The sequence below is a fragment of the Gordonia sp. WA4-43 genome, assembly GCF_020520305.1.
GTDB classification, from domain to species: Bacteria; Actinomycetota; Actinomycetes; order Mycobacteriales; family Mycobacteriaceae; genus Gordonia; species Gordonia hongkongensis.
On sequence record NZ_CP084736.1, the window covers coordinates 3,039,933 to 3,063,868 of the forward strand.

12 protein-coding genes, 1 pseudogene and 1 other annotated feature are annotated in these 23,936 nt (G+C 64.7%); of the genes and pseudogenes, 4 read left to right on the forward strand and 9 right to left on the reverse strand.

The window, feature by feature from the left end; translation table 11 throughout:
* Positions 1-17: 17 nt before the first annotated feature.
* The gene (locus LEL84_RS13600; protein ID WP_226511899.1) at positions 18-1,385 is read left to right on the forward strand and encodes an MFS transporter; all 1,368 of its coding nucleotides are present in this window, start codon (positions 18-20) and stop codon (positions 1,383-1,385) included.
* A 40-nt stretch (positions 1,386-1,425) separates the two neighbouring features.
* On the opposite strand, the gene LEL84_RS13605 is transcribed toward LEL84_RS13600, so the two are convergent.
* A complete protein-coding gene (locus LEL84_RS13605; RefSeq protein ID WP_226511900.1) occupies positions 1,426-2,940 on the reverse strand; it encodes a class I adenylate-forming enzyme family protein in 1,515 nt (504 codons plus the stop codon).
* Between the two features lie 66 nt (positions 2,941-3,006).
* Positions 3,007-3,321 (reverse strand): hypothetical protein, encoded by a 315-nt coding sequence (locus LEL84_RS13610; protein ID WP_226511901.1) that lies wholly within the window; start codon positions 3,319-3,321, stop codon positions 3,007-3,009.
* 220 nt (positions 3,322-3,541) lie between these two features.
* Between LEL84_RS13610 and LEL84_RS13615 the strand changes: the two genes are divergently transcribed.
* Positions 3,542-4,402 (forward strand): LLM class F420-dependent oxidoreductase, encoded by an 861-nt coding sequence (locus LEL84_RS13615; protein WP_226511902.1) that lies wholly within the window; start codon positions 3,542-3,544, stop codon positions 4,400-4,402.
* An 11-nt stretch (positions 4,403-4,413) separates the two neighbouring features.
* Here the strand turns inward: LEL84_RS13615 and LEL84_RS13620 are convergent, their stop codons facing one another.
* The 3 genes and pseudogenes from LEL84_RS13620 to LEL84_RS13630 form a co-directional block, all read right to left on the reverse strand.
* The gene (locus LEL84_RS13620; RefSeq protein WP_226511903.1) at positions 4,414-5,694 is read right to left on the reverse strand and encodes an MFS transporter; all 1,281 of its coding nucleotides are present in this window, start codon (positions 5,692-5,694) and stop codon (positions 4,414-4,416) included.
* A gap of 103 nt (positions 5,695-5,797) precedes the next feature.
* Positions 5,798-6,178 carry a helicase-associated domain-containing protein gene (locus tag LEL84_RS13625; RefSeq protein WP_264186649.1) on the reverse strand — a complete coding sequence of 127 codons (381 nt, stop codon included), beginning with the start codon at positions 6,176-6,178 and terminating at the stop codon, positions 5,798-5,800.
* A 253-nt stretch (positions 6,179-6,431) separates the two neighbouring features.
* Positions 6,432-7,714, reverse strand: a pseudogene (locus LEL84_RS13630) (IS3 family transposase).
* Positions 7,308-7,436, reverse strand: a sequence feature (AL1L pseudoknot). It overlaps the preceding pseudogene by 129 nt.
* Positions 7,715-8,425: 711 nt before the next feature.
* Here LEL84_RS13630 and LEL84_RS13635 point away from each other — a divergent pair.
* Together LEL84_RS13635 and LEL84_RS13640 are read left to right on the forward strand one after the other, a co-directional pair.
* Complete coding sequence (locus tag LEL84_RS13635; RefSeq protein ID WP_226511905.1) at positions 8,426-11,755, forward strand: DEAD/DEAH box helicase; 3,330 nt, start codon at positions 8,426-8,428, stop codon at positions 11,753-11,755.
* Positions 11,752-13,695 carry an AAA family ATPase gene (locus LEL84_RS13640; protein WP_226511906.1) on the forward strand — a complete coding sequence of 648 codons (1,944 nt, stop codon included), beginning with the start codon at positions 11,752-11,754 and terminating at the stop codon, positions 13,693-13,695. Before LEL84_RS13635 ends, LEL84_RS13640 begins: the two co-directional genes overlap by 4 nt.
* Before the next feature lie 181 nt (positions 13,696-13,876).
* Here the strand turns inward: LEL84_RS13640 and LEL84_RS13645 are convergent, their stop codons facing one another.
* Genes LEL84_RS13645 through LEL84_RS13660 form a run of 4 tightly spaced genes read right to left on the reverse strand, consistent with a single transcriptional unit; the run spans position 13,877 to position 23,936 of the window.
* A complete protein-coding gene (locus tag LEL84_RS13645) occupies positions 13,877-15,985 on the reverse strand; it encodes a DEAD/DEAH box helicase (protein ID WP_226511907.1) in 2,109 nt (702 codons plus the stop codon).
* 3 nt (positions 15,986-15,988) lie between these two features.
* Positions 15,989-17,299, reverse strand: a complete 1,311-nt coding sequence (brxD, locus tag LEL84_RS13650; protein ID WP_226511908.1) for a BREX system ATP-binding protein BrxD — start codon at positions 17,297-17,299, stop codon at positions 15,989-15,991.
* Entirely contained in the window at positions 17,296-20,139 is a 2,844-nt protein-coding gene (gene pglZ / locus LEL84_RS13655) for a BREX-2 system phosphatase PglZ (RefSeq protein ID WP_226511909.1), read from the reverse strand. The genes brxD and pglZ overlap by 4 nt, the downstream gene beginning before the upstream one ends.
* A complete protein-coding gene (locus tag LEL84_RS13660) occupies positions 20,136-23,936 on the reverse strand; it encodes a DUF6079 family protein (protein WP_226511910.1) in 3,801 nt (1,266 codons plus the stop codon). The genes pglZ and LEL84_RS13660 overlap by 4 nt, the downstream gene beginning before the upstream one ends.

The window sequence follows — 23,936 nt, forward strand, 5'->3', positions numbered from 1 at the left end:
AAGCCTCACAACGCAGAGTGCGCGGTACCGATCGAACGGCCCGGCGCCGGGAAGCGATGCTGCTGACCGCGACCACCTCGACGATGGTCCTGCTCGTTCTCGACTCGAGCATTCTCGGCGTCATGCTGCCCACGATGATGCGAGATCTGGACCTCAGCGTGAGCCAGTCGTCGTGGCTGGTGTCGATCTACCTGCTGATGCTGGCCGTGTTCGCTCCGGTGGGCGGCCGACTCGCCGACGCCTACGGTGCCGCGACGATGTTCCGTGTCGGGATGGTCGGCTTCGTCGCGGCGTCGACGATGATCGCCGTGGTGCCGTCTTTCGAAGCGGTCGTCGCCGGTCGCGCGCTGGCCGGCGTCGCCGGCGCGGTACTCATGCCCGCGACCCTCGCACTGCTGATCCACACCGTCGACGAGGCGAGACGGCCGGGCGCGATGGCGGTCTACACGGGTGTCGGCCAGGGTTTCGCGCTCATCGGACCGGCTGTGGGTGGCGTATGCGCCCAGTTCCTCACCTGGCAGGTCGGGTTCCTCGTCAATGTCCCAGTCGGCATCGTGGCCGTGGTCCTCAGCGTCCTGGCGCACCCGCCGTCCGGCGCGCGCACTTCGCAATCGTGGGACCTGCCCGGATTGACACTTTTGGTGACGGGTCTCGGCGCAGCGGTCGCCGCGCTGCTGCAGGGCCCCGCGTGGGGATGGCGATCGCCTGCGGTGATCACCCTGCTCGTCGTGGGCGGCGTGGCGCTGTCGGTGTTCCCATTGGCGACGAAACGCGCAACCATTCCCGTTCTCGACATCGGCCTGCTTCGCGACCGAGACTTCGCGGTCCGCACAACGGCTCTCGCCGCGATCGGTTTCGCCATGACCGCCGCGACCGTCTACGGCGCGGTCGCACTGCAGGAGGCCATGCACCTGGAGCCCGTCGAGTCGGGGCTGGCGCTCCTGCCGCTCGTGATCCCGCTGCTGGCCGCCACCCGCCTTGTCGGCGCGCGGTACGAGCGTTACGGACTGCAGCGCGTCGTGGTGGCGGGGAGCCTGTGCCTGGCCGCCGGAATGATCACCGTGGCTGTTGGTTTCGCGGTGTCCTCGGTGACGGTCATCGCCATCGGACTGGGCCCCGTCGGCGTCGGAATCGGTGCTCTGCTCAGTCCGCTCACCACTGCGACCGTCGCATCCGTCCCGGCCGGACAGCGAGGTCAGGCGTCCGGGGTCATCACCACCGGCCGACAGATGGGTGCCATCCTCGGCGTCGCTGTGTTCGCAGCACTTCTCGCTGCATACCCGGGTCGCCTCGGGACCGCGATCGGCTTCCTCGTCACCGGCGCGTTGCTCGTCATCGTCGCGATCGCCGCTGCTCTCATCTCGTCGGGCAAGGCCGCGGAGTGAGGCATTCGTGCCGGTTTCGCGTACGAATCCCTCATTCTGCTCAGCCGTCCCCGAACAACCGGGCAGTGATGACCGGACGGCTCGGCTTCCCCTGCTCGGTGACCGGAACCTCGTCGACGACCTCAAGCGAGATCTCGCCCGCGCGCGGGAGTGTGGTTCGCAGGTTCTCGCTGAGATCGTCGATGGTCGACGTGGCGTCTAGATCGAGCACGACGACTGCCCCGAAAACCGCGTCGATGTCATCGGGCGCAGGCACCGCCACGGCGTAGCGAACCCCCGGCTGGGAGCACAGCGCCTCCTGGATGTCCACCGGGAAGACAGAGCCCGTGTCGGTGAGCCGACGATCGTCGGCGCGACCTCGCACGAGCAGGTAACCGTCTTCGTCGAACAACCCGACGTCGCCCGTGCTGAACCAACCGTCGTCCGTGAAACCGGAGTGCGGCGGAGTGAAGCTGTACCCGTGGGCCTGTCCCGTTGTCCGGACTTGGATGATGCCCTCCTCGAGAGGTGGACAGAGTCGTCCGTCGCCCGTCCGGATCTGCACCTCAGTCGACGGCGACGGCACTGGTCGCCCCGAGGTCGCGAGATGCGGCGAGTCGACACCGTAGTCCGGTCCGGCGAGTACGCTCACCACCCCGAATTCGCTTGCACCATAGGGATTGACGAGTATCGATCGCCCCACCCGACGCAACAATCGGCGTCGCAGCGACGACGCCGCATCGGCGCCGACATGGCTGATCCCGACGACGGAGGAGAGGTCGGCGCCGGCGAGGTCCTCGCTGTCGAGCAGCTCGACGAGGAGGGGTTCGACCAGAGCCAGGTGCGTGATCCGCTCGTCGGCGATCGCCCGCAGGACTGCCGCCGGCGCGTATCCGTCCTGGAGGAACACCTGACCACCGCCGAGAAGGACTGTATCGACGAGGGTTTGAGCGATGTAGGCCAGCGGGGTGCAGACCAGCTGCCGCCTGCCGGGCGTCGGGCCGAGGTCGACCAGCCGACGGTATCCTACATGCGATCGGACACTGGCCTTCGAGACACCGGTGGTCCCTCCGGTGGCGACCAGAACGCATTCGTCGTCGGACGAGACTTGTCCGGCTTCCGGACCGGCGTCGTCGGATCGGGACCGCCCCTCCGTCAGGAGATCCGGCAGGCCCGGGACCCTGCCGACCGCAAGCACATTCGTGCGACTCGAGCCCCCTACCGATGCGGCCGTACTCGGAAAGACGATCACCGCGTCCGCCCCGATGCGCGACAGGAACACCTGCAATCTCGCAGGTGATCCCGCGTCGGGGCAGTACACGGTGGACGCACCGAGGAGCGCCGCAGCGTAGCGGACCGCGATCGCCCCACCCGTTGCGGGCGCGACAAATGCAACACGATGTCCCCGTCGCACACCGTGAGTGACAAGGGCGGTCGCGAGACCGTGGATGAGTTCGAGGAGTTCACCACCGGTGAAGCGCTCTCTGGCGTCGGCCAGGACCACATCGCCCGAGTCGCGTCGGAGCCGTTCCTCGATGTCGTGCACGTAGGTCGAGAAGCCTTCGGTGTCGGTCACGAGGCGGTTCCCTTGTGGTGATCTTGTCGCCGACAGTATCGCGCGACATGGACGGTCATCCGGATGTCAGCGGATGATGCTGTGCGGGACAAGCGGTCCGATGTCGAGCGGGGGCAGCACCCGGACCCCGAGCATGATGCCGTCGCACAGCAGGGCCGTCGGTGCGCCCGTGGTGCAGACGTAGTTCGAGCGTTTGTCCCAGTTGTCGCAGTAACCCTCGAAGCAGTAGGTCAACCCGTCGGCGGACTTGCTCCACGGGGGCGTCTGAGGCTTGGGCACGTTCACCGGCTCGGCGCCGGCCATGCCCGCTCCGAGAGTCGCTCCGCCCGCGGCGAGGAGGGCGATCGCGGCGGCTTTGGCGAGGGTCTTTCTCGTCTTCATCGGATGTCCTGTCTGGAGGGGATCGGTGGGACAAGCATGGCGATCCGGCCGGCCGCAGTCGTCTGCGCAATGACGTAGGTTTCGATGCCATCGCGCATCGGACGCCCGCCCGACAAGGCGAATCGAGCGGCAGGCCAGAAGTGCGGATGCTCCGCGCGGCGTTGACATACGATTCTGACCAGCCGCTTCCCACGACTCGTCCCGACAGATTCGGAACACCATGCGACTCGGACTACACGCTCTGGGCATCGGGACCGGGGCACGCCGCGACATCATCGACGCCGTGGCCCGCGAAGCCGAGGCACGTGGTTTCCGCACACTGTGGTGCGGCGAGCATGTTGTGATGGTCGACGACCCGGCGTCGCCGTACCCGTACACCCCCGACAAGAAGATCGCGGTTCCCGCCGAAGCGGACTGGCTCGACCCGACGATCGCCCTCTCCTTCGCCGCCGCGGCCACCACCACGATCCGGCTCGCCACCGGGGTGCTGCTGCTCCCCGAACACAACCCGATCATCATGGCCAAACAGGCCGCGTCGCTCGACCTTCTCAGCGGGGGACGACTGACCCTTGGCGTGGGGATCGGTTGGTCCCGTGAGGAATTCGACGCACTGGGGGTGCCGTTCGCCCGACGAGGTGCCCGGACCGATGCCTACGTCGAGGCGATGCGCGCGCTCTGGCGGGACGAGATCGTTACACATCGCTCGGAATTCGCTGCCTTCGAGAGCATCCGGGTCAATCCGAAACCGGCGGCGGGCCGGATTCCGCTCGTCGTGGGCGGCAACAGTGATCAGGCGTTGCGCCGGGTGGTCGGCTGGGGTGATGGCTGGTACGGATTCAACCTCGACGACGTCGACGCGGTGGCTGATCGGATCCGCACGATCGACCGGTTCTGCCAGGAGAGCGGACGGGACCGTTCCGATCTCGATATCGCGGTCGCGCTGCGGAATCCGGTTCCCGCTGACCGCGCCGGTCTCGACGCTCTCGGCGTCGACGAACTGGTGCTGGTGGAGTCACCGCCCGCGGATTCCGATGCGGTGCCGGGATGGTTGGACGAGCTGGCGGGGCGCTGGGCGGTCTGAGGCGGACGGAACTAGCGCGACCACCGTTCCGGCTCCTCACGCAACAGACGCGCACGCCCCTTGCGGCGATAGCGGTAGATCTGGACGGCGCCCAGCCCCCAGAGCATGAACTGCGCCGACATCGCCCAGGTGAACGCCTCCGGCGGATATCCCTGGACCCCATCCGGGGTTCGCCAGTCGAGGATGAGACCGATGAGCCCCGCGAGGATCAAGCTGGCAATGAACCCCGCCTGGTTGATGATCCCGGTGGCCGTGCCCGCCCGCGATGCCGGATTGGAGGTGCGGCCGACATCGAAACCGATCATCGACGCCGGACCGCCCATTCCACAGACCACCACCAAGAGCACGAGGAGCGCGAACGGCGCGCCGCCGGGCCACGCCAGTACCACCGTCCAGGTGGCCGCGATTCCGGCGAGCACCGCCAACACCAGCGTCGATCTGTGCCACGGCCACCGGGTGATCAGCCACGCGAAGATCGGGCCGAACGCCATGATGGCGAACACCATGATCGTCAGGAGCAGGCCCGCCGCACCGGCGCTCATCCCCTCGCCCTCGACGAAGAAGGGGTAGCCCCACAACAGGCCCAGGACGGTGGCGCTGAAGTGGGTCGAGAAGTGCATCCAGAAACCCAGCCGGGTGCCGGGGTGATCCCACGACTCGCGAAGGTTTCGCCGGATTCCGGCCAACCCGAGCATCGGTCCCGACACCGACCGGACCGCCGCGGAATCGCGCACGACGACCAGTGCGACCACGAGCAGAACGGCGCCGATCCCAGCGGTGGCCAGGTACGCGCGACTCCATCCGAAGGTGGACAGTGCCCAGGTCATCGGTATGGCGGCCGTGACCGCGCCGAGTTGGCCGAGCACGCCGGTGAGCTGCGTGATCAGCGGGATCCGCCGCGCCGGGAACCAGCTCGTCACCAGTCGCAGGACACACACGAAGGTCATGGCGTCGCCCACCCCGACGAAGAACCGCGACGACAGCGCCCACGTGTAGTTGTCCGCGAACGCGAAGCTGATCTGGGCAAGCGTGAGGATCAGCGTTCCGCTGAGAAGTACCCGACGCGGACCGAACCGGTCGACGACGAGCCCGACCGGCACCTGCATCAGCGCGTACACCAGCAGCTGGAGCACGACGAAGGTCGACAACTGCGACGCGCTGATCTCGAAGCGCTCGGCAGCCAGCAGGCCGGCAACGGCCAATGAGGAGCGCTGCAGCACCGCAACGAAGTAGACCGCGACCCCGACGACCCAGATGGTCATCGCCTGCCGCGAGCCGGACGACGAGGTCATCGGCATGCCTCGCCGTCCGGTCTCACCGGCAAAACTCTTTCGATCACCTAACTATTGTCGGGCACGGCGCGGACAGGTCGCGAGCGCCCTCGGACTGCCGCCATCACTCCGCGGGTAAGCCGAACCCGAGCTTGAGCAGAGCATTCCGGAACTTCGACTCATGCTCGGGTTGGACAGCCAAGAATCGGTCTCCGAGCAGATGGCACAGCGGGCGGAGCCTGCGGTCATGGGCGATGAGCATCGCTGTGGCCGGATCGGCACACTCGATCACGCGAAGATATCCGCGGTCGACGAGTTGTGCTCCCCGCCGGCGGACATCCTCTATCAGAGTGATGAGCGCCGAAGGCAGTTCGTGTTCGGCGCGACGATGTAGGAAGTCGGTGAACTCGGTGAGGTCGCGCCTTGCTCCGACGGCTGCGGTCAGGCTGGCCGGCGACACGTTCCAGGTGTGGTCGGCGGTCTGGGTGGCGAAAGCGGCGAGCATCAACGCCATAGTCACCGTTGTCGAGGAGGCCGGCGACAGTCTTCACCGTTGTCGCCGATGGGCGCGGCCTTCGCACTGCACCTGAGTTGCCTCGACGCGCACAAGCTCCAGGACCGCGCGCACATTGGCCAGCGCTTCCTGTTCAGTCAATCGAACCTGGCTGCCGACATCAGTGCCTGCGTCCGCCTCTGCGAACTCGAGTCGACTGCGCCGAATCAACTGGTGAATCGCCCCGGGTTTGCTGGGGGCTCGTTTACTTGGTTCCAGCGACTGCCGGGACCGGGTTCTCACGGTAGCTGGTGACTGTGTGGGTCGACCAGTAGGTGGTCTCGTACTCGACGGGTGGGACGTGCCCGATCTCGCCGTGCAGGCGGCGGTGGTTGAACCAGTCGATGTACTCGGCGACGGCGATCTCGACCTCGCCGACACCGCCCCAGCCACCGCGAGGGCGCATGACTGGGTTACGGATACACTCGGCCTTGAACAACGAGTTGAACGCCTCGGCCATCGCATTGTCGTACGAATCACCCTTGGAGCCAACAGAAGTCACTGCGTCTGCTTCGGCGAGACGTTCGGTGTAGCGGATGGCTCGATACTGCACTCCGCGGTCGGAGTGGTGAATCAGCCCGGCCACGCCCTGGCCGGCACGCGACCGCGCCCACAACCCCATATCCAACGCGTCGAGCGCGAGGTCGGTGTGCATGGTGGTCGAGACCTGCCAGCCCACGACCATCCTTGAGAAGACGTCGAGGATGAACGCGGCATACACCCACCCCGAGTGTGTGCGGATGTAGGTCAGGTCCGCCACCCACAGCGCGTTGGGCGCCGCGGCGGTGAACTGCCGTTCGACACGATCGGCCGGCTGCGGAGTTTCGGCCCCCTCGCTGTGCGTGGTCTTCCGCGTCTTGGATCTCGTTATCCCCTGCAGCCCATCAGCTTTCATCAACCGCTCGACGGTGCACCGGGCCACGCCGATACCCTTTCTGCGTAGTTCGGCGTGGACTTTGCGGGCACCGTAGACGCCGAGATTGTCGGCATGCACGGTGCGGATCTCACCGAGGATCTCGCGGTCACGGACCACCCGTGGCGCCTCGACTCGTCGAGAGCTCAGATGGGCTCGGACTGTGGACGGAGCGATCTGGGCGGCCGTGTCGCGCAGGGCCGCGCAGATCGGATCGACTCCGTGTTCGCCCCGAAAAGCGGCGACGAACTCCACGATCAACGCTGTGGGCGGTCGATCTCCGCCGCAAAGAAAGCCGACGCCTGCTTCAAGATCGTGTTCGCCCGCCGCAACTCCCGGTTCTCCCGCTCCAGCTGCGCGATCCGCTCAGCCTCGCTGGTCGTGATACCCGGGCGAACGCCGCCATCGATCTCGGCCTGCTTGACCCAGGTGCGAAGCGCCTCAGGATGCACACCGAGTTGATCGCCGATCCGTTTAAGCGCTCCAGGCCTCGTGGCCGGGTCCTTACGGGCCTCCACCGCCATCCGCGTCGCCCGCTCCTTCAGCTCAACGCTGTACTTCCGTGGTGCTGCCATGCTCCCCATCCTTCACAGATTCGAGAGCCTCCGACAAACCCGGGGCGGTTCATGGGTCGCTTCGCACTCGTCAGTGGGATGGCCTCGTCGCGGTTGATGGTACGGCGTGCCGCTATCGGCGTATGTGAGACTGCGCCCTGCGGAAACGCTCACGTTGAGACAGCCAAAGCGATCTATGCTGAGACTCCGCAACCTGGGCACCTAATACCAGGGAAGAACCTCACTCAGCTCTGCTCGTCACCATCTCCCCAGACTTCCAGGGCCGGGGCACTCGCGGGCGAGTCCTTTCGATGTGGATGGAGAACACGCACGTTTGAGTTCGCAAACGAACGGTGATGCTCGAACCTGGCACCGCTCGATCTTGTATCGGCTCGGTGGTGGCGACTCTTGGTGGTCCCAGTCATCTGTCTGTCCGTGACAGATGGCACGGAACTTGCTGTCGTGGAACCTCGCGACCTGACTGCGGATGCAGTGGAATCGTCATACTCGGCGTGCCGACGACTGTGCAGGTCGCAGGATGTGAGTCCGTGCCCGAATTCTTCCCCGAAGGCTCTACGATATCGGGCAAAACTGTCAGTGGGTTCTGCAATATTTCTGTATGCGCAAGGTCTCCGTTTTGCGCACATTTGTTCAGGGACAGACCTGCGTACAGCGAAGGGGCATCGTTTCGTGGTAGACACCTCGGTTTCGTGGACTGGTTCTGACCAGCCCGTGTTCGGGTACTTGCCCAGCAATGATCGTCAGGCGCTGGTGCTCGCGCGCAATCCGTCGCGCTTGAGGGTGGTCGTCGTCGACGGTGTGGTGGCTGATTTATATGACGGGGTTCGAGACGTTCGTCGAGTCGCGGATTCTCGAACGGAGTTGCCGCAGGGGCTCTACTGGTTCGAGGGCCTGGAGGGCGGCGGGTCTCTGCTGATGGTCGTATCGGGTGGTGAGCTTCCGGGAACGTCATCAGTGGTGCCGCTGAACGAGCTCGGAGACGAAGATCCACTGATGTCTGCATGGCAGTGGGCCGAACACTACTGGGATGACGCGTCTCCAATATCGGCACCGATGTTCGAGGTTGACGAGGAAGTTGTGGTTGTCGCGTTCGATCAGGACGGACGCGTCATCGGACGCGACCACGCGGGCGAGTGGATGTACACGATCTCGGTTGGCAGCAAGCGACAGCGATTCGCCGAGTCCAGCTTGCGGCCGCGCCCCGTCGACGACGACCCCACTCGTTGGGTGCTTCAGCAGCCTTCGCCCGCCGACCGATTCAGTGCGACACTGACGCGGGCAAAACTTGAGGGCGGCTTCCGAAACACTCTCTTCTCGTTTCGGTCAACGCGCACCACCTTTCGTCCCTACCAATTTAAGCCGATCCTGAAGATGCTGGAGACAGGAAAAGCGCGCATCCTGATTGCCGACGAGGTTGGCCTCGGAAAGACCATCGAGGCGGGGTTGCTCTGGACCGAATTCGATGCGCGTGGCGACGCCGACCGAGTCCTTATTGTGACGCCGGCCAGTCTGGTCGAGAAATGGATGGGAGAGATGCGTGAGCGATTCGATTTCGAGCTGACGCGGCTCGATGTTAAGGGATTGGCGGAGTTCGCACGCCGTCACCATGACAATCAGCTCCCTCGCCGTGCGTGTTACATAGTGAGTCTTGAAACATTTAGAACGTGGGACGGGCTTAATGACCTTCGCGATTTTCCACCTAGTTTCGATTTGGTGATCGTCGACGAAGCGCATAGTATGCGGAATCAGGACACCAAGAACTTTGCACTGGGAAGCGAACTGTCGGACTGGGCCGACAACATGGTTTTCCTCACCGCTACCCCGATTAATTTGAAGGAGGGTGACCTTCTCTCTCTGTTGGAGCTTCTCGCGCCTGAGGATGTCGGTGACCTGGATGACTTGCTCTCGCGTCTGGAGCCGAACCGCATTCTCAACAAAGTGATGGCGGACTCGAGACGCAAGGGTGTCAACGGACGAGAACTCGCCCGGAAACTGAGAAGTCTGGGCGATACACCGCAGGGTGCGGCGCTGGTGACCCATCCGAACTACGCCCAGGTTCTTACGCTTCTCGACAAAGACACCCTTGCACCACCGGATGTGGTTGAGGCACGGGCGTTGCTGGCCTCACTCAACACGATGTCCACCGTCATCACCCGGACCAAGAAGATCGACGTCGATGACCGCAAAGCACGTCGGACCGAGATCCGCAAAGAGGTCCACTGGTCGCCTGCCGAGAAGCATTTCTACAGCAAGTATCTCGACTGGTGTGATGATCGTGCCAAGGAGGCCAACAGCGCGCTGCACTTCGCAATGCAGATGCCGCTCCGGTTAGCTAGCGCGTGCCTGCCAATGGCACGTCAGGCGGTGCTCGACCCTGAGTCCTTCACCGAGACCACCGCAGATGGGTCGGGCACATCGACGGCGCCGACTTTGGCACCAGACAGCGAGCTCGTCGCGGCCGCAAAGGCACTATCTGCAAACCATGACAGCAAGTTCGACGACCTCCTCACAACATTGGAGAGCCTGCATAAACAAGATCGTCAGTCTTTGCTCTTCACCCACTCGCGCAAGGCGCTTAGCTACCTGCAGGCACGCCTGGCGAATCGATATCGAGTGGCTGCCCTCCATGGTGCTGTCGACCCCGCAGCACGTCTCGATGTAATGGCTGACTTTCGCGCGGGCGCCTACGACCTGGTGCTGGCGAACCGAGTCGCAAGCGAGGGTCTCGACTTCGAATTCTGTTCTGCAGTAATTAACTATGATCTTCCATGGAATCCGATGGAGATCGAGCAGCGAATTGGCCGAATCGACCGGATCGGCCAGAACGAGGAGAAGATCCTCGTTGTCAACTTCTACAACGACGATACGATCGATGGACGCATACTGCGTCGATTGTTGGACCGGATCACCATCTTTGAGGATGCGATCGGTCCGCTTGAACCGATCCTTGCGGAGAACGCCTCCAACGCGTTGAAGGCCGGATTTGACTTCACACTGACGATGGAGGAACGCGACCAGAAACTGTACGACGCTCTTGGTGCGATCGAGGAGCAACGCCGCGGCCTTGCCGAGGTTGCCGATTCCTCCGGCGATCTGCTCATCTCCGATGATGTCGACGTGGCCGGATTGGAAGACGACCTGGTACGGACCGGTCGATATGTCGGACAGCGCGAACTCGCGCTACTCATCGACGACTGGGCGAAAACTGATCACGCGGAGGGCCTTTCCCTGATCGGCGACGGGCGCAGAGCTCAGTTCCGCGGAAATCCTGACATGGCCAGACGAGTTGGTGATTCCTGCCGTGATTCAGGTCGTATCACGAGCCAGGCCACGCGCGTCATCGCTGAGCTTCGACACGAGGCACCCATCCCTCTCGTGCTGGATCAGGAGTTGGCACGCACACGTGGGGGATCTCTTTTGACCGCCACCCACCCCCTATCAATCGCGGCGGCATCAGTACCGGGGCATCGGCAAGCACGCTTTGCTTCGGTAGTCATCGACACAGTATCCGAAGCTGCCGGCGTGTTCGTCGTCCTGCTCGCCAAAGCGACCAGCTCGTCGGGGGGTGGAAACGAGATATGGGGTTCGGCAGTCACGGTCGGGGGCCGACCCGCCGGAGATGGACCGGTGCACGCCCTGCTCGCTGCACTCGCAGAAGGGGAACTTCGTGATACGCCATGCCCCACAATCGACATGATCGACGTTCTCGTCGAGCGAGCGTCACGCAATCTTGACAAGCATCAAATTGAGCAGCGTAACATTCGGAAAAGTGGATTCGATGCGAAGCAAAAGGCCCGTCTGGTCACGATCGAAGGCCAGTATCAACGGCGCGTCGAGACGATCCAGCGTCGCATCGATACCGCGCGATCGCGCCGACGAGCAGACCGCGTCATCGCGCTCTTCGAAAGCCAGCTTCGTCGCGCGGAATCGAATTTCACAGCGCTGATGGACGAACTCTCTTCCGTTACGCCTCCCGACATTGCGCTGGAACCCCTGGCGGCGTGTGTCGTGACAATCAGGCACACCAAGGTGGCGCCGTGAAACTCACACCCAAGGACCTCGAGATCGAAGACGAACGTACGGTTCAGAGGGACTATCTTGCACGCCTTCGGCAGCAGGACAGGTCCATTCAAGGTCACGAGGGTCCACGTAACAACGCATGGACAGGGACGAACAAGCCGAGTCGCCGCAGTCATCGCGTCGGTGAGCTGGTGGGTCGAGTCGCCTTAGCACATCCCGATCCCGAGCTGGGAAACATTTCCGAGTACTACATTGGCGAATGCCACGCCCATTTCGATGGTATCGAGGTGTTCAGTTGGGCCGCTGAGGTTGCGGCAACCTTCTTTGACGCAAAGGGGCCACACAGCTGGCACGGTGAGGTGGCCGGTATAAGGACTTTCCGGTCAAAGGACAGCCAGATTGAGGACTTCGTTGACGAGAGCGTCGAAGATGATGCCTTTCAGGGATTTTCGAAGCACCAGAAGAAGCTATTGGTCCCCACCGCGCCGTCTCACCGTGCCCGACCCCGGTCTGGGACTACACCGAACCCGAAACCATCGGCATCGTCATCTCCGCGCGACGACGACGTGGCACGCCCCAACCAGCTGCGGGCTGAGTCGTTTCTTCGCAGGGAACTCGATGCGCCTCGCAAGAAGAGCCTCGGATCTGTCCTTCAGACGCTACAACATGACCAGTACGAACTGATCTCGCGACCGGCGATGGACAGCATGGTGATCCAGGGTGCCCCGGGCACGGGGAAAACCATCGTCGCCGCCCACCGCGCCGCATACATGCTCAACGCCGAAGCGCATAACACGCTCGATGGCGATGTCCTGCTCATCGGCCCGACGACGCACTACGCGTCCCACGTTCGAGGTGCGGTCAAGCAACTCGCCGGCGATCAGATCAATCGCGTCATCGTCACGTCTCTCCCCGATCTGATGTGCAGCATCACGAAAGTCATGAAGCCCAAGGGCAACCCTTCAAACGAGGGAAAGGATGTCGATCTACACCTAGCTGCGTTTGTCGACAGCGTGATCTTTAGCTCCAAACCACGAACTTCTCGGGTGCCCACGAAGCAGAAAAGACCCGGATCTCCGAACAGCCCTGCCGCCATCTACGAACGTCTACGCACGGGGAGGGTGAAGCTGGGCAGCGCCGTCCCAACTCCAGAGTGGAGAAACTACCTGGCGAGGTTGCCACAGTGGTACACGGCGCGACAACGCAAGTCGCTCCAGCCCCTCATGGCATACATCGGCTGGTTGGCCGACCCGCCTGTACAGGTCAGAAACATCGAACACATCATCGTTGATGAGGCACAGGATCTTACGGCACTCGAGTGGGCCCTCCTACGGCGAATCAACCGGGCAGGTGCGTGGACTATCATCGGGGATCTAAACCAGCGTCGCTCCCAATACACCTGCCGTACATGGGAGGAAGTCCTCAACATCATCGAACCACGATTCGACGTTCCGATCGAAAATCTGCAAAGCGGTTACCGTTCAACGAGACCAATTGTTGAGTTCGCCGGCCTGTTACTTCCACGCGAGCAACAGAATGTAACTGCACTTCAGGTTGACGGACCCGATCCGATAGTCCATAGAGCACAAGAGGTGACAGAGCTCGGCGGCGCGGCCGTGACACAGGCAGAGCGGCTGATGGCGAAGTACCCAAGGGGCACGGTAGCCATCATTACCACGGGTGCCATTGGTCGCCTCATTGAGGACTACCTTCGAGCCAACTCCTGGTTCAAAGACCCATACGCCGTCCCACCCAGCTGGGGAAAAGCAGGTGGGCGTCTCGCGGTCCTGCACCATGACTCGGCTCGCGGTTTGGAGTTCGACGGCGTTGTCGTGGTTGAGCCCGCAGCATTCCCGAATGACTCGGGACGGCATGGTCCGCTCTACACAGCGCTTACCCGGCCAAACAAGGAACTGGTCGTCGTGAATTACAGAGCATTGCCACAGAAACTACTGAAGTAGGCGATGATCCGTCACGGTGCTTCCGGACGGTTCGTCTCAAGGGAGAATGAAACCTGCGGCAAAGTCAGGATCGAAGCGGCACGCAGCCGAGGTGAAGCGCGACGCGGTGGCCATGGTCGGGCAGTCGGTAGCCCGAGGCTAGACCGAGTGGGCAGCGTACTACGCGATGACACTACCGGCATCACAGCTTGGCCTCGCCCGCGACTCGGAACCGGACTGACTCATCGAGCACAGCTCCTGCATGTTCGGCGTCCATCATCCGCACCGCGAGCGTGCGACGAGCCAAGTCCTCCGGAAGTGCTGCGGAGAATTTCAGCCCACTGATCGCGCCACGATCGACAGCGGGTGTGGGCCTGTCGGAGCCGGTACGCACAACGGCGAGTTTTCGCTTGATGTCATCGACGCTCAGATCCGGATGCAGGCGAATCGATTCCGCGCCGATGCGTTGGCGTGTAGGCACGAGGTCACGGGCCCAGGCGGCTAGCGTGCGATTGGCCTTGACGCCTGCCCACGTCCACCAACGCCAGTCACCCCGCGCATCGCGTTCGACGACGAGTGACCCTTCGTGGACGTCTCCGGACCGCTGTGCGCGGTAGCCGTCGAGTGCCTCGACGGCGCGACGTGACAGCGTCACACCGGTCGGCGTGTCTCCGAGCAAGACGTTGCGGACCCCTCGGGTGATCTCGAACGACAAGCCATCCGGGATCGACTGCCAACGCGCCATTCCATGGATGTCGGTGGCTTCGACGTACACCTGGCGCCGCTTCCAGTCGATGTGGGTGACCAGCCACGAACGGCCCCCCAGCAGCAACACCCGGACGTCCTCGACCTCCGCGGTCAGCATTCCGACGTCAACCATGCCGATGTCGTTACGGCCTTGGAACACTCGAAACTCGGGTGCTGCGGTGAACACGGCGAGCAGCTCCATGAAGTGCCGCCGTCCGAAGTGTTTCTCTGCTTCCACACCGATGAAGGCGCTACCCGCGTCGTGGTCGAGGAAGCCGTTGTCGAGGAGGTGATCGAGGATCTCCTGTCCGTCGTCGCCGAACAACGGCAATGAACCCCACTGCTTTTCCCAACCGACAAGCGGAAGCCGCCTGGTCTGCAATGCCGATGCCAGGATCTGCTGTGCCGCGATGTGTCTCGGTTCCGGGGTTGCTACCACCGGCTCCACCCACCCCGAGTCCCAACAGTGCAACATGCCGAGAATCTGGGCGAGGGCGGCGTCGTCGAGCGCGAGGAACAGGCAGTTGCGGGTGGTTCCCGGTCGTCGGCCGGTACGCCCGAGTCGCTGCAGAAACGACGAGACGGTCCGCGGCGCGTTGATCTGGATGACCCGGTCGAGGTCGCCGACATCGATGCCGAGTTCGAGGGTTGAGGTCGCGACGATGACGCAATCGCGTGCCTCGGCGAATGCGGCCTCCGATTCCCGACGCTGTGCCGCCGACAGCGACGAATGGGAGATGAACGTCTCGATCCCACGATTACGCAGGATTGTGCCGAGCTCTTCGGCCAGCCGGCGGGAATCAACGAACACCAGTCGCTTCTCGCCGTGGTGCAGCGCGGCGATCACCGTGGCAGCGTTCTCCACACTGCCGACCGCGTCGACCGTGATCTGTGGGACCGTGGCGATCTCGGCCATCGGCGACACCACTCGCCCGCCGGCGACGGCTCCCCCGCGCAACCACTCCAGCAGCTCGTCAGGGTTGCCGACCGTCGCCGACATGCCGATCCGCTGCAGTCGCCGCCCGATCAGCAACTCCAGCCTCGCGACTACCGCAAGCAGGTGCCAGCCACGGTCATCACCGGCAAACGCATGGACCTCATCAACTACGACGGTCTGAAGGCCACCCAGAAACTGTAGGGCGTCAACGCTTTCCGACACGAGCATCGATTCGATGGATTCGGGGGTGGTGAGCAAGATGTCGGGCCGGTCGCGCTTGATGCGTCCACGAACGGCTTGACCGACATCGCCGTGCCACACCGCAGCACTCCGTCCCACCCAGGCGGCGTAGTCATTTAGGCGCGGCCCCAGATTGTTCAGCAGCGCCTTGAGCGGGCACACGTACAGAACCGAGGTCCCGACCCAACGTTGCGCCTGCATACGGGTGAGCACCGGGAACATCGCGGCCTCGGTCTTGCCTCCGGCCGTTGGAGCAAGCAGGAGTGCGTCGTCACCATCGACGATGCCCGGGATCGACTCCTCCTGCAGCGGACGCAACCCGGGCCAACCGAGGGAATTGACAATGTGATGCTGGATCGCCGGGTCGAGCTGCGCGAAACCGGTCATCAACTACAGCTCGACGTCGTCGGGCGTGGTGGCGGCCCGTTCGGTGGCGGCCCGTTCGGTGTCGGTCAGTTCGTGGTCGGCCAACGTCAACGCATAATCCCGCCGGGGATCGAAACCCGGGTGCAGGTCGACGCGGTCAAGGACATCGAGCACCAGCTTCTTCAGAAAGATGCGAGGTGCGACACCGACCTGCCCGCCAAGTTTGCCGCCCACGGCTTTCGCTAAGTCAGCGATGTAGGCGTCGTTGACGACCGCGCGGATACGTGCGGGGTCCGACGCACCTTCGGCAAAGAGCTCTCGGACCCGAACACCAACGTCCACGAGACGGTCGAGGTCGAAGTTCTGCAACCGGATCTGGGGGGCGCGGGGGTTGTCGAAACGCGCTTCGGTGGTGAAGTCGGTCGCCAGTCGTTGGGCCAGCGGCGGCAGAGACTGCACGCCCATCCGGCCGTCGAAGAACGCCGGCGTTCCGGTGATGAGCAGGTACAGACCCGGGAATCGGCCCGAATCGAGCTCATCGATCCACTGCCGCAACGCGTTCAACGCTTTGGCACGGCTGTCGGAACGCATCCGCTGCAGCGTCTCCACCTCGTCGACAACCAGCAGCAGACCCGGATGCCGGGCGCCCTTGAGAACCGCGAGCAACCCCTGAAGGAAACCCATGGCGAGGAAATGATCGACGTCCTGTCGCACACCCGCGGCCCGCTTGGCCGATGCTGCGACGTGCGGCTGGCCACCGAGCCAGGCGATCAGAGCGTCGGCAGTCACCGCGTCGCCGTTCTCCACTGCGGTGCGGTACGCGCGCAGCACCATTGGGTACACGGGTGTCGCGGTTGCCACCGCCGCCAGCCGCTGCTCCAGCAGCGCCCCGACCTCCTCGGCGCTCGGTTCATCCACGGCGGCCGACGCCGCGGCATCCTCCTCGATCTCGAACAACCACGCATCGATCACCGACCGAAACGCCGACGGCGGGAACGCAGACGTGCGCAGCGACTCGGTGGTCCGCCGGTACACCGTCTCCAACTTGTGCAGCGGCGTTTCGAGCTCACTGATCTGCACCTCGGCGACGGCAAGACCTTTGCGCATTGCGCGCTGCTGGACCCAGCGTGCGAAGAAGGTCTTGCCGGAACCGTATTCACCGCGCACCGCCTTGAATGCGGACCCGCCCGCCGCCACCGCGTCGAGTTCGTCATCGATGGTCGGTGCGAAAGTGTCGATTCCGACGGCGAGTATGTCGAGGTTGCCCGACGGGACGCTGCCTTGACGCAGGGCGGTCAGGATCTCGCGGCGGCGAACCGGGGAGAGTTCGCTCATCGGGACACTCCGAACTGCTCGAACATCAGCGGGAGCGCGAAGGTGATGTCGTCGCCCTGCGCGCCGATCACCGCGACACCGTCGACGTTGAAGATCTGACTGATGTGCGCAATGGCCCCGCGTGCTTGAGACGGTCGCATGTGCAGGATCTCGGCCGCCTTGGCGCGGGTCACCACCCCGTTGGCGGCGTCAGCCTCACGGAGCAAGGCGCCCACGCCCAGCTTGGTGACGTTGCGTCCGTAACGCCGGAACTGCGCAAGGAACAGGTCGCTCTCCAGCAAGCGGCCAACCGCATCGAACGCGGCATCGTCCGTCGTGGGGTCGTTGCCGGTCGGAGTGGTCGGCTCCCCCACGTCGAACAGCGATCCCTGGCTTCGCGATTGGACTGGCTTGGTGGGCTTGGGGGGTTTGGCCGGACGTCGTGAGGCGGCCGGCGGCGCCGTCACCGCCGGCGTGTCCCGGAGTGTCACCTTCGGTCCGACGCCGTCGAGGTCCCACCACGCCGGCGGAGCGAAACCAGACGGCTCCAGACCCTTGGGGATCGTCCCGTTGACGAGCACCGACACTGACACCGCCACTTCCGACAAGGCTGCACCCCCGTGGTAGCCCGCCTTGATCCGCGTGTAGCGCAGCTGCTCGTCGACGGCGAGCACGGCCTGATGATCGTCGGTGAGCACCCGTTCGCCGTCCACGAGCACCTCGTCGTCGCCGACGTCGCCACCCACAGCACGGTAGCGAGCCGAGATCTGATCGCCACGTTGAACACTCGGTTGTTCGCGGCGCTCCACCACATGACCGTGGTCGCTGACGAGGACCACCGTGCGACCCACCGCCGCGGCCTCAGTGAGGAGAGCATCGAGGTGTTTGAACGACGACACCGACCACGAGGTCCCGATCGGGTCGGACCGATCGAGGGCGTCGTCGATGTCATTGAGGACGCAGGCGACGACGCGGCGATGCCTGGTGTCCTGCACGGCCTGACGGACTTCGGAGGCCAGCGAGTGCCCCTTGGACACCGCTTCGAGGTCGGCCTTGTGGAACAGCACCGGGCCAAGGCCACGAAGTCCGTGCCGCTGTAGCCAGTCCGCGAAGCCGCTTCGTTCCCGATCCTGACCACCGACGGCGAGCGCGCCGCTCAACAGTGAGCACCGCGAGAACTGGGTGACGCTCGGCAGCGCCGCCAAAGCGGTCAGCGGACCGTCGTCGTCGGCGCGGATGCAGTTCTGCCATTGGGGCCGTCGGTTACGGGTGGCGTCGGTGACGATGTCGTTGGCCGACGCCACATCCATACCGTCGGCAACGACGAGCAACACCGACGGCTGGACCTTGTCATCGGAGAGCCCGAATCCGCTGCCGGTCCCCTCGGCGTCGGTGACCGGGGCGACGACGCGATCGAGCACGTCCTCGATGTACAACGGTGCACCGGAGCCGGTTTCCCGATGCACGCCGGCCGATGAGAGGAGCGATGCGAACTCGCGATCGAGCCGGGCCCGCCACACCCGAACCGCGTCGAGCAACAGGTGGTTGGCGGCCGCCAGCTGCGGATCGTCCGCGCCGACGTAGGCGCGATTGATCGCGGAGTCGACCCACGACAGGTCGGTTCGATACGCGGTCAACCAGCCGGCCACCGACACCGCAGCAGGCGCGGGTGTGGCCACCAGTCGGTGCAGCAGGCGCAGCGCCGCCGCTCCCACCTGAACGTCGTTGGGCGCGTTGTGCGGATCGAGGTGTGCGTCGCGGTGGGCCCGCACCGAGGCCCAGGCGTTGTCCACCGACGACAGGTCGACAGAGCGTGCCTGCTCGCCGTCCGCGATCGCCTTTCCGGCTGCGGCGGCCAGGCGGACCGCGAACGTGGTGATCCGTACCGGCAAGGCGGACGGGAGAACATCGGACCGCGCGAGCAACGGACTGGCTTGCAGCTCGGGCACCAATGCCTCGGCTGCTGTCAGCACCGGGCCGGGGTCCGAGAGGGTCGCAACCGCCACCGATGCGACAGCTCCCCATGCACCGAGTTGGCGTTCGGTCACCGCGATGTCGTCGACCTGCATCTCCAGCCTGGCCCGTATCCGTGGGATCGCTTCTGCGGCATCTTCTCCGGGCTGCGGGGATGCGGCGAGCAGGCCGGCAACGAGGCCAAGCGGGACGATGCCGGCCGGGCCGCGTCGCCGCCAGGCCGACACCAATACCGGGCCGAGTTCGCCGAGTTGTCGGCCCAGCCAGTTGAGGAACTCGTCGGCCAGCGCTGTATCGGCGTGCGCCACCCAGGTGTCGTACTGCCGGGTGTGCAGCGGGTCGGCCGACCACACCGCGACGTGGTGTGGAGTGACGTCGGTGCGTGGCCAGCTGAATCGGGAGACCGCGAGCTCGGTGAACACATGCTCGTTGGTGAGCACACCGCCGGGGGCCGGCGTCGGATACTCGCCGACCTCGCGCAGTACCGCCCGTGCAATCGCGGAGTTGTTGCCCAGCAGCCCGAACTCCTGCTGCGACGCGGCAAACGCACTGCGCAACAATGGGAACGGGTCGAGGTTCACCAGGCGACCGGTCACCAAATGCTCGGCGACCCCGCTCGGGATCTCGGTCGCCGGCCGGTCGGTGAGCATCACGAGCCAGTCGGTGTCGGTGCGGCGGCGCAACACGTCGCGCAGCGCCAGCACACTAGGAGCAGTAGCGATCGCCACCTGGTCACCGTCGATGGTGAACTCGTGCGGCCCTGACCACTCTGGTACGGCGGCCACCGCCACCGGACCAGGCTGGTAGGACTTTCGGTCCTTCAGCGCGGTGAGCAGACCTTTGATCGACGCCAGATCCGCTTCGGGGAGGCCCGTTGCCGCGGTCATCGCCCGGCTTCGGAGGTCGTCAATTCAGCGATCGTCACGCGATACGTCACACCGGGGTGCCGCTGGAGCAAGGCGGCGAGCGTTTGCTCCACCGCGGAAAGCCCGGTGTCGGCGGACACCTCGATCTGCACCGACTCGGCGGGCGGCTGCTTGGGATCATCTCGTCCCGGTCCCGGCGGCGGTGTGGGTGGCTGCGGCGGATTGACGATCTGGGCATCGGCCCACCGTTCCCGACGTTCCCGGATGCGGTTTAGTGCCGCTACCAGCGGCACCACGAGTTCCTGGGCGACCAGTGCGTCGTCGAGTTCGCGGAGGATGCTCGCCGCATCAAGCCCGGCATCCGACTCGGGATCCGTTTCGGCGCGCTGACGCAGCGGGTCGAGCCGCGCGAAGGCGAATCCCTCGATCGCGTCGGCCACGGCGGCCGAGTTGGTGAGGGCACGTCCGGCCTCGATGTCGGTTGCTCCGCCGAGGTCGGCGTCGGCGATCCGAGCGACGACGCCCAGATTGTCCAGATTCAGCACGTCAGAGGCGAACACCTTGTCAAGGGCGGCGGCCGTCGTCAGCCGGCCACCCCCGTCGATACCGCATTGGGTATACGCACGTTCCAGAGCGGCGGCCAGCCGGCTGCGCTGCCCTTGCCGTTCGCTCGTGTAGGCGCGGATCGCGTCGGCGAACGCAGCCACATTCGACGGCGTGAGGAAGTCGTTGAGGTGTTGTCCGGTGAGCTTGGTCCACCGGGTGTTGGCATCGCGCCATGTCTGTTGCGTCGGCAGTGGTTCGAGCCGCAGGGTCAGTCCGCGGCGCCGGAACTCACCGATGGCAGGTTCGGCGACGGCGGACCCGTGCAGGAACCACGACCGTCGGGTCTGCGCAGCCCAAGCACCGGTGATGAGGTCGACGATGTCGTCGGTCAGGCCACGTCGCGGGTTCGATGCGATGATCGCGGTCCTGATGGCCTCGACCGGGATGTCGGATTCGGTGCCCGAACCCGACTCGTCACCGGCCCCGGTTCGGCTGAGTTCCTGAGTGATCCGGGAACGCCATCCGGCGAACTGATCGGCGGAGAAGATCAGGTGGGTCTCACTGGTCTTGGCCAGGGCGAGCGGGGTGACGATGCGCCGTACCGTCTGGATCTCGCCGCGGTCCAACGCCAACCGCCCTTCCGGGTCGGATTGGGCGTCGCGCAGCCGGTCCAGGGTGAGCGTCAGATCGCGGCGGGCGATGAGTTTGTCGGCCGGGGTGAAGTCCGGGTGGTCGGGGTAGAGGGCGTTGAATGCGTCGGCGATCAATCGGTCGACCGCCTCGCCGAGGGTGGTACCGATAGGCGGCTGTGCGACGAAACTGGCGTGCAGCGACCGCAGCGGCGGCTGGTCGGCGAACAGTCCGGTACTGCCGGAACCGGCTGCCGATGCCACCCCGTAGTACACCTGGATGGCCGAACCGATCTGGCTTCGCAACTGCGTTTGTTGCTGCTGCAGAATCGATCTGGCTGCGGCGCGGTCGGCTTCGGCGAGTTCGTTGGCGAAGCTCGCCCACCGGTCACCGGCGAGTACGTAATTGAGGATCACCAGGCGGCCGAGCTGCCGGGTCATCTTCTCCGGGAAGAACTCCGGAATCCAGCACACGGTGAAGCGATCGTTGGCCGTGCGCAGCAGCGCGTCGACGCGGTCGTGGTCCTCGGCGGTGGTGTGCCCGGCTTCGTCGAAGGGCAGGTCGACGATCATCCGCAAGACGCCTTCGCGCGAGGGCCGGAACGCGGTATCGGAGAGATAGCCGTGGTCGCGAATGTTGCCGAACACCACCTCGACGTCGCGTGCGGTGGCTCGCCAGGTGACGGTCCGCAGGTAGGCGCCGTCGACGGTGTGCTCCGCGGTGGCCACGCCGAAGAACTCGCTTAGCATCTCGCGCATCAGTTTGCGGCGTTCACCGTCGGTGTCGTTCTCGCGGCCGCGTTCGATGATCCGTTCGTAGTCGACCGATTCCAGAGTCACCGAGAAGATCGGGTTGGCGTCGCCGGAGACGGTGATCTCCGGGACGTCGGCCGACCACCGACGGACCTTGGTGACGATCTGCCCGACCTGGTCGCCGGGCACCAGGCTGATCACACTGCCGTGGTTGAGGGAGGCCAGCCGGGAGGCATCGATCTGTTTGAGCGCGGGCACATTCGGCGCCAGTGCCGACATCAGCAGCGTCTTGGCTATCCGGATGTCGGCACGCAGCCCAGCCGGCACCTGCCCGTCGTCGATCTCCGGGTCGACGCCCGTCTGCTGGAACAGCAGGGGCCTCAGCTTCTCCACCCACAGCGTTCGGGCGGTCTTGAAGGTCTGGGCCACCGAGTCGTTGATGGGGGTGTTGCCGGCGCTGTCGATGATGTAGTCGAACGCTTCGCCCACCGGGATCACGTTCTCCACGGTGAGACGGTCGGCGTTGTCCTCGAGCATCTGCTTCATCACCTTGAGCGCGGTGCGTTCGCGTTGCATCACGCCGGACAGACTGCGCAGTGTCGCGATGAGTGCCGGGGAGAACGGGTAGGTGAGTTTGAAGGCGTCCGAATCGGAGCCGCGGTGCTGATCGTCGGTGTTGATGCCGTCGAGCAGTACATCCCACACCTTGGGGTTGCGGTCGATGGCGGCGAATGCGTCCTCGAGCCACTGTTGGGCCTGGTTGTCACGCACTTTCAGCAGGCGCTTGTGCGCGATGTAGGGCAAGTTCTCGTCGCCCAGGGTGACGTTCTCGAAGCGTCCGGCCTGGTGCCGGATCGCTTGTTCGGCGGCCTGCTGGGTAGCACCCGAGTCGGTGCCGGTGGCTACCCATCGAGTGAGGTCGAATTGTCGCGCTACAAAAGAGATCACCGGCAGTGCCAGCCGTCCGCGCGCGGTTTCGACGAGCTTGGTCAGTTTTTGCACCTCGGCGTTGAAGCGTTCGCGTTCGGTGATGATGAACGAGAGCCACAGCATCAGTTCGTCGAGCAGCAACACGATGCCGTCGTAGCCGAGGCCCTTGGCGTGGTCGGCGATGACGGCGAGACCGTCTTCGAGCGGCAACCAGTCGGTATTGCGTGAGTAGCTGGTGAAGTAGGTCGCGATCAGTGCCTGCTGAAGACGTGCGCGGGTTTCGGTGCTCGCGTCGGGCGCCGTGGCCTCGGCGTACGACGCGGCGTCCCACGCACCGACCGACACACTGGCCTTGCCCCAGTCGACGGTGGTACCGCGGCTGGTCGACGACCCGTTGAGGGTCCCGAAGAACTTCTCGTCACCTTCGGCGTCTCGGCGACGATCGGCGTCGGCGAACAATCCACCGGCGGAATGCAGTACCGGCGCAGCGGTGCCGGGATGGAGCTGACTGATCTGGTGCAGGTACTGGCCGAACAGCGCCGATTCGACGGTGTCGGCGCCGAGGAAGTGGAAGGTCAACCGCAGCAGCTTGTTCTGCTCGATCGCGCGGTGTTTGGCGATGATCGGCTGCAGTTCGGGCACTGACAGCGCCTGCGGTGCGTGGCCGAGGATCGCGTACAGCACGGCCATGAAGTGTGACTTACCGGACCCGAACGAGCCGTCGAGGAAAGCCGCCTTGTTCTCACCGGTGCGCAGGCCCGCGTCGACCACGCCGAGCGCCGTGTCGAACTGGTCGGCCAATGCCGGGGTCACGACGTAGGAGTCGATGGTCTGGGTGAGCTGGGTGTCCTCGACCGAGTCGGACAGGCGCAGAACATAATCGTTGCCGCCCGTCGACTCGGAAATGTCGAAGACCTCGCGCAGTGTGTGTGCAGAGCCCGCGCCTGTTCCCGGAAACAT

What these genes read in the sequence shown, in the direction of transcription:
- LEL84_RS13610 (WP_226511901.1), bottom strand. Translation starts at nt 3,321, where the DNA reads ATGAAGACGAGAAAGACCCTCGCCAAAGCCGCCGCGATCGCCCTCCTC.
- LEL84_RS13615 (WP_226511902.1), top strand. Translation starts at nt 3,542, where the DNA reads ATGCGACTCGGACTACACGCTCTGGGCATCGGGACCGGGGCACGCCGC.
- LEL84_RS13620 (WP_226511903.1), bottom strand. Translation starts at nt 5,694, where the DNA reads ATGACCTCGTCGTCCGGCTCGCGGCAGGCGATGACCATCTGGGTCGTC.
- LEL84_RS13625 (WP_264186649.1), bottom strand. Translation starts at nt 6,178, where the DNA reads ATGCTCGCCGCTTTCGCCACCCAGACCGCCGACCACACCTGGAACGTG.
- LEL84_RS13645 (WP_226511907.1), bottom strand. Translation starts at nt 15,985, where the DNA reads ATGACCGGTTTCGCGCAGCTCGACCCGGCGATCCAGCATCACATTGTC.
- brxD (WP_226511908.1), bottom strand. Translation starts at nt 17,299, where the DNA reads ATGAGCGAACTCTCCCCGGTTCGCCGCCGCGAGATCCTGACCGCCCTG.
- pglZ (WP_226511909.1), bottom strand. Translation starts at nt 20,139, where the DNA reads ATGACCGCGGCAACGGGCCTCCCCGAAGCGGATCTGGCGTCGATCAAA.
- LEL84_RS13660 (WP_226511910.1), bottom strand. Translation starts at nt 23,936, where the DNA reads ATGTTTCCGGGAACAGGCGCGGGCTCTGCACACACACTGCGCGAGGTC.